This is a genomic window from Pseudomonas sp. RC2C2 (assembly GCF_018390435.1).
GTDB lineage: Bacteria > Pseudomonadota > Gammaproteobacteria > Pseudomonadales > Pseudomonadaceae > Aquipseudomonas > Aquipseudomonas donghuensis.
Window position 1 is genome coordinate 2,268,714 of sequence record NZ_JAHBAX010000001.1, and the last position, 14,444, is coordinate 2,283,157.

Below are 14,444 nucleotides of genomic sequence, written 5' to 3' on the forward strand. Positions count from 1 at the left end.
ATCCACAGGTTAGCTGGCTAACCCGTCAAGCAGCGGCTTTCTTGGTAGCCTTTTCGATGCTGCGAGTGATGTACCACTGCTGTGCGATCGACAGGCAGTTGTTCACAACCCAGTACAGCACCAGACCTGCCGGGAACCACAGGAAGAAGAAGGTGAAGATGATTGGCATCAGCTTCATCACCTTGGCCTGCATCGGATCCGGCGGAGTCGGGTTCAGCTGCTGCTGGATGAACATGGTCGCGCCCATGATGATCGGCAGGATGAAGAACGGATCCTTGATCGACAAGTCAGTGATCCAGAACATCCATGGCGCCTGACGCATCTCGACGCTTTCCAGCAGAACCCAGTACAGCGAGAGGAAGACCGGCATCTGCACCAGGATCGGCAGGCAGCCGCCCAGTGGGTTGATCTTCTCTTTCTTGTACAGCTCCATCATGGCTTGCGACATTTTCTGCCGGTCGTCGCCATGTTGTTCTTTCAGTGCAGCCAGTTTCGGTGCAACGGCACGCATGCGCGCCATGGAACGGTAGCTGGCAGCCGACAGCGGGAAGAACAGCGCCTTGATCAGCATGGTCAGGACGATGATCGACCAGCCCCAGTTGCCGAGCAGGCTGTGGATATGTTGCAGCAGCCAGAAGATTGGCTGGGCAATGAACCACAGGATGCCGTAGTCGACGGTCAGTTCCAGACCTGGGGACAACTCTTTGAGCTTCTCCTGGATCTTCGGACCTGCGTACAGCGTGGTGCTGGTTTCGCCTTTACCGCCAGCGGCAACGTTCAGCGCCGGACCGGTGAAACCGATGATGTAGTTGCCTTGGCTGTCCTTACGGGTCTGAACGATGTTGTTTTCAGACTTGTTTGGAATCCAGGCAGTTACAAAGTAGTGCTGCAGCCAGGCTACCCAGCCGCCGGAAACATTTTCTTTCAGATTTCCCTTGTCGATGTCTTTCATCGACACCTTTTTGTAGGGTTCCGAACTTGTCCACAGGGCTGCACCGAGGTAGGTCGCGGTACCGGTTGCGGTGCTCGAGGAAGGATCCGAGCTGGCATCGCGCTTGAGCTGCGCGAACAGGTTACCGGTCCAGGGCTGTGCGCTCTGGTTGTCGATCAGGTAAGTGACGGTCAGGTCGTACTCACCGCGCTTGAAGCTGAAGCGCTTGATGTAGTTGACGCCGGCATCGCTGAACTTCAGGTCGACGACCAGTTGGTCCTGACCATCGGCCAGTTGATAACTTTTCTGATCAGCGGCATACAGCGGACGACCAGACGAACGGGCATCCGGACCGTTGACGCCAGTCAGACCGCTCTGTGCCAGGTAAGTACGCTCACCACCGTTGTCGAACAACTGGAACGGAATGTCCGGATGGTCCTGACGGCGTGGGTACTTCGGCAGCATCAGCTGGGCGACGTCACCACCGTTTGGATCGATAGCCAGATCGAGGACATCAGTCTTGACCCGAATCAGATCCTTGCTAACCACTACCGGGGCAAGTTCTGCGGGGCTGGATTCAGCGTTGGCGCTCGGTACATCGGCGCTGGCGCCAGTGTTACCGGCCTGCGCGGTGTCCGGCAGGGCCGGGGCAACGTTGCTGGCAGCAGTATTCTGAGTCGGCAGGGCAGCCTGGCCATAGTCCTGGTTCCAGTTAAGGACCATGACGTAGGACACGATTGCCAGGGCGACGATCAGGATCGTGCGTTTAATATCCATGATTACTCGGCTATCGAAGAAGTACGGGAAGAGGAGGCAGGTGGAACCGGGTCAAAACCACCGGCATTCCACGGATGACAACGCCCCAGGCGACGAACGGTAAGCCACCCACCGCGCAATAGGCCATGTGTTTCGATGGCTTCGATCGCGTAGCAGGAGCAACTGGGGTAGAAACGACAGTGACTGGCCATCAGAGGACTAATGGCATAACGGTAAAACTGGATCGGAACGAGCGCCAGTTTACGCATCTTGACTGTCTACCCCCACAGAGTCGGTGTTAACCACTGGAGCGGGCCGACTGCGTGCAAGGCGCTTCCAGAGCTTGCCAAAATGTTGGTGCAATTCTGGGTTTTCAATCTCGCCCAACCCTTTGCGCGCGACGATCACGATATCCCAACCGGCAAGTGAATGCTGGTTCAGGCGAAACGAATCGCGCATCAGGCGTTTCAGGCGATTGCGTTGAACGGAGAGCTTGACGCTCTTTTTCCCGATCACTAGCCCCAGGCGGGGATGATCAAGACCGTTCTCGCGAGCAAGGATCAGCAGGCATTTCCCTGGAACCTTGCCGGTTGGGGAGTCGAAGACCGCTTTGAAGTGTCGGGGAATAAGCAGACGCTTTTCCCGACTGAAGTCCTGACTCACCACCAGTGCCGAAAAATCAAACTGCCAGGCGCTTACGGCCTTTGGCACGGCGACGCGACAGAACGGCACGACCGTTCTTGGTGGCCATACGGGCACGGAAACCGTGAGTGCGAGCGCGCTTGATGGTGCTTGGTTGGAAAGTACGTTTCATGGCGTGTTACCTGGTTCGTCGACAACGGGCCGGAATGGCCCCCGTTTTAAGAGACCGGCGATTCTAGAGAAAGCAGGGCCGTAGGTCAATTTCCAACCAGCTTTTCCTTATAGACGGAAAATCGGCCTCATTCGGTGGCTCACCTGGTTTGCCCTGACAGACCCCGAGCAACGGATCACTTAAACATAGAAAAAAAGAGAGGACTTATTTAAAGCTTTTTAGTGAATCTTATAAAGCTTATGTGGAAGATTTCTGTGGATAACAAGCTACAGACCTTTAAATACCTTATGTACAGAGGAAAGAAACCTTGTCGAGAAGAGGTGTTCTGACTGTGTTGTAGCCTCGGAAAAGCTGTGGATCAAATGGACAGTTATCCACAGGAAGGTTATCCACCGATTTCGACCCCCAGTTGTGCAAAGACCTCAGGTGCGGTTATCCACAGGGCTTATTCACATGTCCGAAACGGCATTTTGGTCACTAAAGTGCTGATTTATCGCCATCCTCGACGCACCTGCATGTGGATAACTGCGCTGGCGCTGGGTACAATGGGCGCTTGTTTTTGCCTCACCGGCTTTCAACTCAGGGGATATCCGTGTCAGTGGAACTTTGGCAGCAGTGCGTGGAGCTTCTGCGCGATGAACTGCCTGCCCAGCAATTCAACACCTGGATCCGTCCGCTACAGGTCGAAGCCGAAGGCGACGAGTTGCGCGTCTATGCGCCCAACCGTTTCGTTCTCGACTGGGTCAATGAAAAGTACCTGAGCCGTCTGCTCGAGCTGCTGGGTGAACACGGCAACGGTATTGCACCTGCGCTTTCCTTATTAATAGGCAGCAGACGCAGTTCGGCACCGCGCGCCGCGCCCAATGCACCGCTCGCCGCTGCCGTGGCTGCATCCCAGGCCCAGGCGGCGCAAACGGCGGTGGTCAACGAACCAGTCGCCGCTCCTGTTGCTGCCCCTGCCGCGACGGTTGAAGTCGAGGACGCGCCTTCGCGAGACAGCTTCGATTCCATGGGCGAGGCCAATGCCGCCCCGGCGCCAAGCGGTCGCACCGAACAACGCACTGTGCAGGTTGAGGGTGCGCTCAAGCACACCAGCTACCTGAACCGCACCTTTACCTTCGAGAACTTCGTCGAAGGTAAGTCCAACCAGCTGGCCCGCGCTGCGGCCTGGCAGGTTGCCGACAACCCCAAGCATGGCTACAACCCGTTGTTCCTGTACGGCGGCGTGGGCCTGGGTAAAACTCACTTGATGCACGCTGTGGGTAACCACCTGCTCAAGAAGAATCCGAATGCCAAGGTGGTGTACCTGCACTCCGAGCGTTTTGTCGCCGACATGGTCAAGGCGCTGCAACTTAATGCAATCAATGAGTTCAAGCGCTTCTACCGTTCGGTCGATGCGCTGCTGATCGATGACATTCAGTTCTTCGCCCGCAAAGAGCGTTCCCAGGAAGAGTTTTTCCACACCTTCAACGCCCTGCTCGAAGGCGGTCAGCAGGTCATTCTGACCAGCGACCGTTATCCGAAGGAAATCGAAGGGTTGGAAGAGCGCCTGAAGTCGCGTTTCGGCTGGGGCCTGACCGTTGCGGTAGAACCCCCGGAGCTCGAAACCCGGGTAGCGATCCTGATGAAGAAGGCCGATCAGGCCAAGGTCGACCTGCCGCATGATGCTGCTTTCTTCATTGCCCAACGGATTCGTTCCAACGTACGCGAACTCGAAGGCGCCCTGAAACGGGTGATCGCTCACTCGCACTTCATGGGCCGCGACATCACCATCGAGCTGATTCGCGAGTCGCTCAAGGATCTTCTGGCACTGCAGGACAAACTGGTGAGTGTGGATAACATCCAGCGCACCGTTGCCGAGTACTACAAGATCAAGATCTCCGATCTGTTGTCCAAACGTCGTTCCCGTTCGGTAGCCCGTCCGCGGCAGGTCGCCATGGCCTTGTCCAAAGAGCTGACCAACCACAGCCTGCCGGAAATCGGCGACGTATTCGGCGGCCGCGATCACACCACCGTGTTGCATGCGTGCCGCAAGATCAACGAACTCAAGGAATCCGACGCGGATATCCGCGAGGACTACAAGAACCTGCTGCGGACTCTGACGACTTGATGAACGTCAGCGCAGCTTATTAAAGGCAAGGGACTAGACCATGCATTTCACCATTCAACGCGAAGCCCTGTTGAAACCCCTGCAACTGGTCGCAGGCGTCGTCGAGCGCCGCCAGACCTTGCCGGTACTGTCCAACGTACTGCTGGTGGTACAGGGTCAGCAATTGTCGCTGACCGGTACTGACCTGGAAGTGGAACTGGTTGGCCGCGTGCAACTGGAAGAGCCGGCCGAGCCTGGCGAGATCACTGTTCCTGCACGCAAGCTGATGGATATCTGCAAAAGCCTGCCGAACGATGCGCTGATCGACATCAAGCTCGATGAGCAAAAGTTGGTGGTAAAGGCAGGCCGCAGCCGCTTCACCCTGTCGACCCTGCCGGCCAACGACTTCCCGACAGTGGAAGAAGGCCCGGGCTCGCTGACCTGCAACCTGGAGCAAAGCCGTCTGCGTCGCCTGATCGAGCGCACCAGCTTCGCCATGGCCCAGCAGGACGTGCGCTACTACCTCAACGGCATGCTGCTGGAAGTGTCCACTGACACCCTGCGCGCCGTCGCCACCGATGGCCACCGTCTGGCCATGTGCTCGATGCGTGCCGATATCGGCCAAGCTGATCGCCACCAGGTCATCGTACCGCGCAAAGGCATCCTTGAGCTGGCGCGTCTGCTCACCGAGCCGGACGGCATGGTCAGCATCGTCCTGGGTCAGCACCACATTCGTGCCACTACCGGTGAATTCACCTTCACCTCCAAGCTGGTCGATGGCAAGTTCCCGGACTACGAGCGTGTACTGCCCAAGGGTGGTGACAAGCTGGTGGTCGGCGATCGTCAGGCGCTGCGCGAAGCCTTCAGCCGCACCGCGATCCTGTCCAACGAGAAGTACCGCGGCATCCGTCTGCAACTGGCCAATGCCCAGCTGAAGATCCAGGCCAACAACCCTGAGCAGGAAGAAGCGGAAGAAGAAATCAGCGTCGAGTACAACGGTAGCTCGCTGGAAATCGGCTTTAACGTCAGCTACTTGCTGGACGTACTGGGTGTCATGACCACTGAGCAGGTTCGTCTGATCCTGTCGGACTCCAACAGCAGTGCCCTGCTGCAGGAAGCTGACAACGACGACTCCGCTTACGTTGTCATGCCGATGCGTCTGTAATTTGTCCAGCAGACTCTAGATGTCCCTCAGTCGCGTTTCTGTCACCGCGGTGCGTAACCTGCACCCGGTGACCTTCTCCCCCTCCCCCCGCATAAACATTCTGTACGGCGCCAACGGCAGCGGTAAAACCAGCGTGCTGGAAGCCGTTCATCTGTTGGGCCTCGCCCGTTCCTTCCGCAGCACTCGGCTTACCCCGGTCATTCAGTACGAGCAGCTGGCTTGTACCGTGTTCGGCCAGGTCGAGTTAAGCGAAGGCGGGTCGAGCAACCTGGGGATTTCGCGGGATCGGCAAGGCGAATTCACTATCCGCATTGACGGGCAGAACGCCCGTAGCGCTGCGCAATTGGCAGAGATTCTGCCCCTGCAGCTGATCAACCCGGACAGTTTTCGCCTGCTTGAAGGTGCGCCGAAAATACGCCGGCAGTTCCTCGATTGGGGGGTGTTCCACGTGGAACCCCGCTTCATGGCCACATGGCAACGCCTGCAGAAGGCTTTGCGGCAGCGGAACTCATGGTTGCGGCATGGTACACTTGACGCTGTTTCGCAAGCGGCCTGGGACCGGGAGCTGTGCCTGGCCAGCGCGGAAATAGATGAATACCGTCGCAATTACATCAAGGCCTTGAAGCCCGTCTTTGAGCAAACCCTGAGCGATTTGGTCGAGCTCGAAGGGCTGACCCTGAGCTATTACCGTGGCTGGGACAAGGATCGCGAACTCAGTGAAGTGCTCGCCTCCTCCCTGCAACGTGATCAGCACATGGGCCATACCCAGGCCGGCCCACAACGCGCGGACCTGCGCCTGAGACTCGGCGCCCATAACGCGGCTGACATTTTGTCTCGCGGCCAGCAGAAGCTGGTGGTCTGTGCATTGCGTATCGCCCAAGGCCATTTGGTTAGCCAGGCGCGTCGCGGCCAATGTATTTATCTGGTGGATGACTTGCCGTCGGAGCTCGACGACCAGCACCGCCGCGCACTTTGTCGCTTGTTGGAAGACTTACGCTGCCAGGTGTTTATCACCTGTGTAGATCAAGAATTATTGAGGGAAGGCTGGCAGACGGAAACGCCAGTTGCTTTGTTCCACGTGGAACAGGGCCGTATCACCCAGACCCACGACCATCGGGAGTGAAGGCATGAGCGAAAATCAAACGTACGACTCCTCCAGCATCAAGGTGCTGAAAGGGCTAGATGCCGTGCGCAAGCGTCCCGGTATGTACATTGGCGACACCGATGATGGTAGCGGCCTGCACCACATGGTGTTCGAGGTGGTCGATAACTCGATCGACGAGGCACTCGCCGGCCACTGCGATGACATCACCGTAATTATTCACCCGGACGAATCCATCAGTGTTCGCGACAACGGTCGCGGCATTCCGGTTGACGTGCATAAAGAGGAAGGCGTTTCCGCCGCTGAGGTCATCATGACCGTCCTCCACGCCGGCGGTAAATTCGATGACAACTCCTACAAGGTATCCGGCGGTCTGCACGGTGTAGGTGTGTCGGTGGTTAACGCCCTTTCCGAGCAGTTGATCCTCACCGTTCGCCGCAGTGGCAAGATCTGGGAACAGACCTACGTCCACGGTGTTCCACAAGCGCCGATGAAGATCGTTGGCGAAAGTGAAACCACCGGTACCCACATCCACTTCAAGCCGTCGGCTGAAACCTTCAAGAACATCCACTTCAGCTGGGACATCCTGGCCAAGCGGATTCGTGAACTGTCCTTCCTCAACTCCGGCGTTGGCATCCTGCTGAAAGACGAGCGTTCGGGCAAGGAAGAGTACTTCAAGTACGAAGGCGGTCTGCGTGCCTTCGTTGAGTACCTGAACACCAACAAGACGCCGGTCAACCAGGTGTTCCATTTCAATGTTCAGCGTGAAGACGGCGTGGGCGTGGAAATTGCCCTGCAGTGGAACGACAGCTTCAACGAGAACCTGTTGTGCTTCACCAACAACATTCCGCAGCGCGACGGTGGTACCCACCTGGTCGGTTTCCGCTCGGCGTTGACCCGTAACCTGAACAACTACATCGAGCAAGAAGGCCTGGCCAAGAAGAACAAGGTTTCGACCACTGGCGACGACGCCCGTGAAGGTCTGACCGCGATCATCTCGGTGAAGGTGCCGGATCCGAAGTTCAGCTCGCAGACCAAAGACAAGCTGGTGTCCTCGGAAGTGAAAACTGCCGTGGAACAGGAGATGGGCAAATACTTCTCCGACTTCCTGCTGGAGAACCCGAACGAAGCCAAGGCGGTTGTCGGCAAGATGATCGACGCCGCTCGTGCCCGTGAAGCTGCACGTAAAGCGCGGGAAATGACTCGCCGCAAAGGTGCGCTGGATATCGCCGGCCTGCCTGGCAAGCTGGCGGACTGCCAGGAGAAGGACCCTGCTCTTTCCGAACTGTACCTGGTGGAGGGTGACTCCGCGGGTGGCTCGGCCAAGCAAGGCCGTAACCGCAAGACCCAGGCGATCCTGCCGCTCAAGGGCAAGATCCTCAACGTCGAGAAAGCACGCTTCGACAAGATGATCTCGTCCCAGGAAGTGGGCACCCTGATCACTGCGCTGGGCTGTGGTATCGGCCGCGAAGAGTACAACATCGACAAGCTGCGCTATCACAACATCATCATCATGACCGATGCTGACGTCGACGGTTCGCACATCCGCACCCTGCTGCTGACCTTCTTTTTCCGTCAGCTGCCGGAGCTGGTCGAGCGTGGTTACATCTACATCGCTCAGCCGCCGCTGTACAAGGTCAAGAAAGGCAAGCAAGAGCAGTACATCAAAGACGACGACGCCATGGAAGAGTACATGACTCAGTCGGCTCTGGAAGATGCCAGCCTGCACCTGGACGAATCCGCACCACCTGTTTCCGGCGTCGAGCTGGAGCGTCTGGTCAACGAATTCCGTACCGTGATGAAGACCCTCAAGCGTCTGTCGCGCCTGTACCCGCAGGAGCTGACCGAGCACTTCGTCTACCTGCCGGCGGTATCGCTGGAGCAGTTGGGCGACCACGCTGCCATGCAGGAATGGCTGGGCAAGTTCGAAGAGCGCCTGCGTACCAGCGAGAAGTCCGGTCTGCTGTACAAGGCCAGCCTGCGCGAAGACAAAGAGCGCAACGTCTGGTTGCCGGAAGTGGAAATCACCTCCCACGGCCTGGCCAGCTATGTCACCTTCAACCGTGACTTCTTCGGCAGCAACGACTACCGCACCGTCACCGCCCTCGGTGCACAGCTGAGCACCCTGCTGGGTGAAGGCGCCTACGTGCAACGTGGCGAGCGCAAGAAAGCCATCACCGAGTTCAAGGAAGCCCTCGACTGGCTGATGACCGAAAGCACCAAGCGCCACACCATCCAGCGCTACAAAGGTCTGGGTGAGATGAACCCGGATCAGCTGTGGGAAACCACCATGGACCCAACGGTGCGCCGCATGCTCAAGGTGACCATCGAAGACGCGATCGCTGCCGATCAGATCTTCAACACCCTGATGGGCGACGCCGTTGAGCCACGTCGTGAGTTCATCGAGAGCAACGCCCTGGCAGTGTCTAACCTGGACTTCTGATCAGGTGTAGGTTCAAAGAAAAGCAGCATCATCAAGCCCGCTCACGCGGGCTTTTTTTGTGTCGATTTCCATGTGTTGAGGTGCTCTGGTTCAGCGCGCCTCTTCCTCGTCCTTTACTTCGCTCCAACTGCTGTCGGGGTCGAAACGCGTAATCGCAGCAGCTTGCTTGGCGCTGTCACGGCCGAGGTCTTTCTCGAACAGTTCACCGTCGTGGCTGATCATGAAACTCATCACGCCAGTGTCCCCGTAGTCCGCCGGCCAGGCAATAACGGCAAAACCGCGCGTCATGCGATCGCCGATCTTGTAGTCATAGGCGCCGCCCGGCGCCGAAGGGCCTTGGGCAGTGAGGATACGATAGTGATAGCCGTGCCAGTCATCACCAGTCGTGGTATCACCGAAAAGCGGTCCGAGCGGACTTTCTTCGACGCCTTCCTCTTCCGGCCAGTACAGGCCGTCGAACTGCCCGTCGCTACTGATGAGCTTCTGTGCGTATTCGAGGACCCCATCACCATTGCGATCAATCTCGGCGTAATCCATCTGCGCGTCGTGATAGGCACGCGCCGATTGCATTGTCGCCAATTCGTTGCGTCCGATGCGGCGCTGACGGATTTCCTCGGCGCCGGCTTTGGTGTCGAATGCCCAGCCGCCAGTACTGTGTCTGATGGGAATTGGGAATATCCAGGGCGTGTCGCCGACAACCAGATGTACGCGCTTCGGGCTGTCGGACTGAACCTGATGTTTTTCCTTGTAGAGGGCGAGAAAGGCATCAACATCTTTACGATCGATGTTCTTGGTCGGGATATAGCTCTTCCAGTCGTTGCCAAGCAAGTTCGCCAACTGTTGGCTATCGGCCTTCTCGCTACCAAGCGCCTGCACCAGTGCTTCGCCGGCGGCCTGCGGGTTTGGGAAGTGTTTCTGAGCGAAACTGCTGGACGTCCAGAACAGCAGCAGAACCAGCGCAATTCGACTAGCAGCATTCATGACTGACTCTCCTCTCAACGGCGACGGCCGCCACCGCTGGGTTGCATCCGCGCGGGTCGTTGTACCTGGTGGCCCGCAGACGCTGCGGACGGTCGGCTGGCGCTCCGTTGGCTGACCTGGCCACGATTGCTCGCGATGCGTGACTGCGAAGGGTTGCGCACACCGGCCAACGCATTGTTGCGGGGCGCCTGGGCGCTAACATGTTGCTGGCGGACTTGCTGACGTGCTTGTTGGTTGCGCCCCGTCTGCTGAGGCTGGCGGTTCTTCTGGGGCGCCTGCGCACGCTGACGGGCCTGACCGTCACTCTTCAGTTGGCGATCGGCAACCTGGGCGCGCTCGCGTGCATTGCCGGACGGCTTGATGCCCTGCTTTTCCAGGCTCTGTTGGGCGCGCTCGCGGTCGGCACTCTGCACCCGTTGGCGGGCTTCAAGGTTACTGGTTGCCGGTGCTTCGATGCCGCGCTGTGCCAGGGTTTCACGTGCTCGCGCGCGATCTTCGACCCGGGCCGGCGTGTCACCGCGGTAGGCTGTGCGCTCTGCACTGCCGGGTAAGCGTCGGTCGAACTGGGCTCGACTGGCTTGGTCGCGGTACGGGACGCCGTCGCGATACGCAGGATTATGGCGCCAGTTGTTCTGGTTGGCATCGAGCCTGCGGTTGACGTTGTTGATATTGTTGTAGCGATTGACGTTGATATCGACGTCATGATCGTCCCAGTCGCAATCCCCCCACAACGAATTGACGATCGCTACGCCAGCACCGAAAGCCAGGCCGGTCGCTAACGCCGTGCCGATGGCATACCCCGGTGGTGGCGGATAATACGCTGGTGGATAGGATGGTGAGGACCAACTGCCGTACACCACAGAGGGGTTGTAGCTTGGGACGTATACAACCTGCGGGTTGGTCGGCTGGATAACGATAGTCTGTGCCGGCGCGGCACCTTGCACTACCGTGGTCGTGCCGCCAGCAGGGGCGCTTGCCGGTTGCACGATAACGGTCTGCTGATCGTTGGACTCTAGGTGGCCAGCAGCCTTGGCCTTGGCGCGCAGGCGCTGCACCGAGTTCATCACCGCGTCGGGCTGGGCGAGAAAGGCATCACCGACGCGTTGCACCCAGACCGGGTCCTGGGCAAGTGTGGCCAGCACCTGCGGAAACGCCACCAACGATTGCACGCTGGGGTCCCAAGGTTGGTCGGCGACCTGCTTGACGGCGGCATCACCGCTGACGTTCGGATGCGCCTTGGACCAGACAACCGCGTCGGCGACATTGCCTGGATAGGTGGTGGCCATCAGCACCTGAGCCAGTAAAGCGTCCGGATACAACGCCAACGGTGCAAGCATTTGATCAAGCTGTTCGGTGCTGAATACCGCCTCGCTTGGCGCCGTCGGAGCGGCCGATACAGCCGGTACAGCTGTTGCCGGCGCCGTGGCGCTTGCCTTAGGTTGCGCATCCTCTTCGGAACAGCCAAAAAGCGCGAGCATGGCGATGGTGAGCAGGATCGCCCTGTGAAGGCAGGCAGACATGACGATGCTCCTGTGGCAGAAAAGACAGAGCGGAACGTCAGGCGCCCTGGCACCTGGTTACCGACTCGGCAATCGATGCATGGAACGCTCTCCGCAGCGGGTGAGCAGTTTCAGCGTAGAAGAAAAAGCCGGGGTTTGTTGTTTCTGCGCCGGGCTCAAAGGCCCAATGCGCGCAGGCGTCGGTACAAGGTGCGTTCACTCATCCCCAGATGACGCGCCAGCTCACTGCGCGATCCATTGAAGCTGTCCAGGGCCTGGGCCAACTGCCCGAGGTTGTCTTTGGATCGACGGCTCATGCTTGGCATCGGCTCAAGTCCCGAACCGAGCTCCGCAGGCAGATGTTCGGCACGAATCAGTCCGTCGTCGGCGAACAGCCGTGCCCGCTCGAGAATATTACGCAGCTCGCGAATGTTGCCGGGATAGGCGTACAAGCTCAGCCGTTTCATCGCCTGTGGGTCGAGCTGCGGGGCCGACGCACCCGCCATCCGTTGCAACAAACTCTCGATCAACAACGGCAGATCATCGACCCGCTCGCGTAATGCCGGCAAGCGAATCGGAAAGCCGCTGATACGGTAGTACAGGTCTTCACGGAAGGTGCCCGCCGCTGCCATTTCCTTGAGGGGTTTGTGGGTAGCCGAGACCAGCCGGAAATCTGAGTGAACCGTACGCAGGCTGCCAACCGGACGAAAGCTGCCGGACTCGATCAGGCGCAGCAGTTTGACCTGCATCGCCAACGGCACTTCGCCGATTTCATCAAGGAACAAGGTGCCGCCATGGGCGGCTTCCGCCAGGCCGATCTTGCGCTGGTGGGCGCCGGTAAAGGCGCCCTTCTCGTAGCCGAACAGCTCGCTCTCGAACAACGACTCGGTCAGGCCGGTGCAATCAACCACCACTAGCGGGCCGCTGGCTCTCGGACTGCCCAGGTGCAGGGCGCGGGCAAACAGCTCCTTGCCGGTGCCGGATTCGCCCTGGAGCAATACCGGGATTTGCGCAGGTGCCGCACGCTGCAGGCTGGCCAGTGCGTCCTGGAACGCCGGCGAGCGCCCGACCAAGCCGTGTTGTTGGGGCTGAGCCGAGGCGACGGTGATGCTGGTCAGCCGCTCGACAAAAGCCACCACCTCACCCTGTTCGTCGAGGATCGGACGCAACTCGACATCCACATGTTCCGGCCCGCGAGGGGTGTGGTGCACATGCAACACACGCTCAGGCACCCGGCTGTCCCAGGCCTTGCGCATCGGGCAGTGTTCACCGGCCTGGTCGCAAGGGACAGCGTAGTGATGAGAGACCCGATGGCACTTGGCGCCAATGGGTGGCTGACCGTCAATGCCGAACTGGCGTCGGTAGGCGCCGTTGGCGGCAAGGATGTTGTAGTCGGTGTCCAGCACGATGGTCGGCTGGGCATCGTGTTCGAGGTAGGACACCAATGCCTGCACGGCAGGATCGGCAGCAACAGCGGGAGAGAAGGTCATGACGACACCTGGGCAAGCTCGGGCAGAGCTTAACTGAAGGTGCCAAGGACTGCCAAAAACTGTCAGGTGCTGCCATGTCACTGCCAACTATGCTGACAGTCTGGCAGCGCAGAGTTTTAGGCCGCCCGGAAAATCGCCGTAACCATTGGGAAACAGCCTACCCATACGGTGGCACATATCTTGATGACAGCTTCTCCACTGCCAGCCAGCCTTGAAGCGTGGTTGGCACTTGCGAAGAATTCGGAGCGTGGTAAATGATCATCGGCGGCAATTTGTATGTGGAGGCACTGTTCGACAGTGTGACTTCGACCATCAGCTATCTGGTGATGGACCGTAGCAGCGGCGACTGTGCCTTGATCGACAGTGTGCTCGATTACGATCCGAAATCAGGGCGCACCAGCAGTGCTTCGGCCGACAAGCTGATTGGCCGGGTGACTGAACTGGGCGGCAAGGTTCAGTGGATTCTGGAAACCCACGTGCATGCTGATCACCTGTCTGCGGCGACCTACCTCAAGCAGATCCTGGGCGGCCAGATTGCCATCGGTAGCCAGATCACCCAGGTGCAAAAGGTCTTCGGTGCGTTGTTCAACGCCGATGGCCGCTTCGCTCGCGATGGCAGTCAGTTCGATGTGCTGTTCGACGATGAGCAGCCCTTTGGCATCGGTAACCTTCAGGCGCGTGCCTTGCACACGCCCGGGCATACTCCGGCGTGCATGACTTATGTGGTGGAGGTCGGCGGGCAGAGCATCGCCTTTGTTGGTGATACCTTGTTCATGCCCGATTACGGCACCGCCCGTTGCGACTTTCCCGGTGCCAGCGCACGTACCCTGTACCGCTCGATCCAGCGCATCCTTGCCCTGCCCGCCGAGACGCGCCTGTTCATGTGCCACGACTACCTGCCGGGTGGCCGCGAACTACGTTACATGACCACGGTCGCCGAACAGCGCGCCAGCAATATCCACATCCATGAAGGTATCAGCGAAGACAGCTTCGTCGCCATGCGCGAAGCCCGCGACGCCACCCTGGAGATGCCGGTACTGATCCTGCCCTCGGTGCAAATCAACATGCGCAGTGGCCAGTTGCCCGAGCCTGAAGAGAACGGGGTGCGCTACCTGAAGATCCCGCTCAACGTGCTCTGAGCTTCACCCCAGAATTATTATTAGAAGGACCCTGC

12 protein-coding genes are annotated in these 14,444 nt (G+C 58.9%); 5 read left to right on the forward strand and 7 right to left on the reverse strand.

Annotated elements, in window-relative coordinates:
• Positions 1–25: 25 nt before the first annotated feature.
• Genes yidC through rpmH form a run of 4 tightly spaced genes read right to left on the reverse strand, consistent with a single transcriptional unit; the run spans position 26 to position 2,501 of the window.
• A complete protein-coding gene (yidC, locus tag KHO53_RS10575; RefSeq protein ID WP_010222712.1) occupies positions 26–1,708 on the reverse strand; it encodes a membrane protein insertase YidC in 1,683 nt (560 codons plus the stop codon).
• Between the two features lie 2 nt (positions 1,709–1,710).
• Positions 1,711–1,956, reverse strand: coding sequence for a membrane protein insertion efficiency factor YidD (gene yidD, locus KHO53_RS10580; protein ID WP_010222711.1), 246 nt, complete (start codon positions 1,954–1,956; stop codon positions 1,711–1,713).
• Positions 1,949–2,353: a ribonuclease P protein component gene (rnpA, locus tag KHO53_RS10585; protein ID WP_010222710.1), complete on the reverse strand. Its 405-nt coding sequence runs from the start codon at positions 2,351–2,353 to the stop codon at positions 1,949–1,951. The genes yidD and rnpA overlap by 8 nt, the downstream gene beginning before the upstream one ends.
• Before the next feature lie 13 nt (positions 2,354–2,366).
• Positions 2,367–2,501, reverse strand: a complete 135-nt coding sequence (gene rpmH / locus KHO53_RS10590) for a 50S ribosomal protein L34 (protein ID WP_002551315.1) — start codon at positions 2,499–2,501, stop codon at positions 2,367–2,369.
• Positions 2,502–3,093: 592 nt separating this feature from the next.
• On the opposite strand from rpmH, the gene dnaA reads away from it, so the two are divergent.
• Genes dnaA through gyrB form a run of 4 tightly spaced genes read left to right on the forward strand, consistent with a single transcriptional unit; the run spans position 3,094 to position 9,300 of the window.
• Positions 3,094–4,611, forward strand: coding sequence for a chromosomal replication initiator protein DnaA (gene dnaA, locus KHO53_RS10595; RefSeq protein WP_010222709.1), 1,518 nt, complete (start codon positions 3,094–3,096; stop codon positions 4,609–4,611).
• A gap of 40 nt (positions 4,612–4,651) precedes the next feature.
• Positions 4,652–5,755 carry a DNA polymerase III subunit beta gene (dnaN, locus tag KHO53_RS10600; RefSeq protein WP_010222708.1) on the forward strand — a complete coding sequence of 368 codons (1,104 nt, stop codon included), beginning with the start codon at positions 4,652–4,654 and terminating at the stop codon, positions 5,753–5,755.
• Positions 5,756–5,774: 19 nt separating this feature from the next.
• Positions 5,775–6,878, forward strand: coding sequence for a DNA replication/repair protein RecF (gene recF / locus KHO53_RS10605; protein WP_010222707.1), 1,104 nt, complete (start codon positions 5,775–5,777; stop codon positions 6,876–6,878).
• A 4-nt stretch (positions 6,879–6,882) separates the two neighbouring features.
• Positions 6,883–9,300, forward strand: a complete 2,418-nt coding sequence (gene gyrB, locus KHO53_RS10610; protein WP_010222706.1) for a DNA topoisomerase (ATP-hydrolyzing) subunit B — start codon at positions 6,883–6,885, stop codon at positions 9,298–9,300.
• Between the two features lie 90 nt (positions 9,301–9,390).
• On the opposite strand, the gene KHO53_RS10615 is transcribed toward gyrB, so the two are convergent.
• The 3 genes from KHO53_RS10615 to KHO53_RS10625 all read right to left on the reverse strand — a co-directional run bounded on the left by KHO53_RS10615 (position 9,391) and on the right by KHO53_RS10625 (position 13,270).
• Positions 9,391–10,281 (reverse strand): DUF2950 domain-containing protein, encoded by an 891-nt coding sequence (locus KHO53_RS10615; protein WP_159387928.1) that lies wholly within the window; start codon positions 10,279–10,281, stop codon positions 9,391–9,393.
• 14 nt (positions 10,282–10,295) lie between these two features.
• Complete coding sequence (locus KHO53_RS10620; RefSeq protein ID WP_159387929.1) at positions 10,296–11,801, reverse strand: DUF3300 domain-containing protein; 1,506 nt, start codon at positions 11,799–11,801, stop codon at positions 10,296–10,298.
• A 155-nt stretch (positions 11,802–11,956) separates the two neighbouring features.
• Entirely contained in the window at positions 11,957–13,270 is a 1,314-nt protein-coding gene (locus KHO53_RS10625; RefSeq protein WP_010222701.1) for a sigma-54 interaction domain-containing protein, read from the reverse strand.
• A 254-nt stretch (positions 13,271–13,524) separates the two neighbouring features.
• Here KHO53_RS10625 and KHO53_RS10630 point away from each other — a divergent pair, with 254 nt between their 5' ends.
• Positions 13,525–14,409: an MBL fold metallo-hydrolase gene (locus tag KHO53_RS10630; RefSeq protein ID WP_036995286.1), complete on the forward strand. Its 885-nt coding sequence runs from the start codon at positions 13,525–13,527 to the stop codon at positions 14,407–14,409.
• Positions 14,410–14,444: the final 35 nt, after the last annotated feature.

Coding starts and splice junctions, on each gene's coding strand:
- KHO53_RS10625 (WP_010222701.1), bottom strand. CDS start 13,270: ATGACCTTCTCTCCCGCTGTTGCTGCCGATCCTGCCGTGCAGGCATTG.
- gyrB (WP_010222706.1), top strand. CDS start 6,883: ATGAGCGAAAATCAAACGTACGACTCCTCCAGCATCAAGGTGCTGAAA.
- dnaN (WP_010222708.1), top strand. CDS start 4,652: ATGCATTTCACCATTCAACGCGAAGCCCTGTTGAAACCCCTGCAACTG.
- recF (WP_010222707.1), top strand. CDS start 5,775: ATGTCCCTCAGTCGCGTTTCTGTCACCGCGGTGCGTAACCTGCACCCG.
- KHO53_RS10615 (WP_159387928.1), bottom strand. CDS start 10,281: ATGAATGCTGCTAGTCGAATTGCGCTGGTTCTGCTGCTGTTCTGGACG.
- KHO53_RS10630 (WP_036995286.1), top strand. CDS start 13,525: ATGATCATCGGCGGCAATTTGTATGTGGAGGCACTGTTCGACAGTGTG.
- KHO53_RS10620 (WP_159387929.1), bottom strand. CDS start 11,801: ATGTCTGCCTGCCTTCACAGGGCGATCCTGCTCACCATCGCCATGCTC.
- rpmH (WP_002551315.1), bottom strand. CDS start 2,501: ATGAAACGTACTTTCCAACCAAGCACCATCAAGCGCGCTCGCACTCAC.
- yidD (WP_010222711.1), bottom strand. CDS start 1,956: ATGCGTAAACTGGCGCTCGTTCCGATCCAGTTTTACCGTTATGCCATT.
- yidC (WP_010222712.1), bottom strand. CDS start 1,708: ATGGATATTAAACGCACGATCCTGATCGTCGCCCTGGCAATCGTGTCC.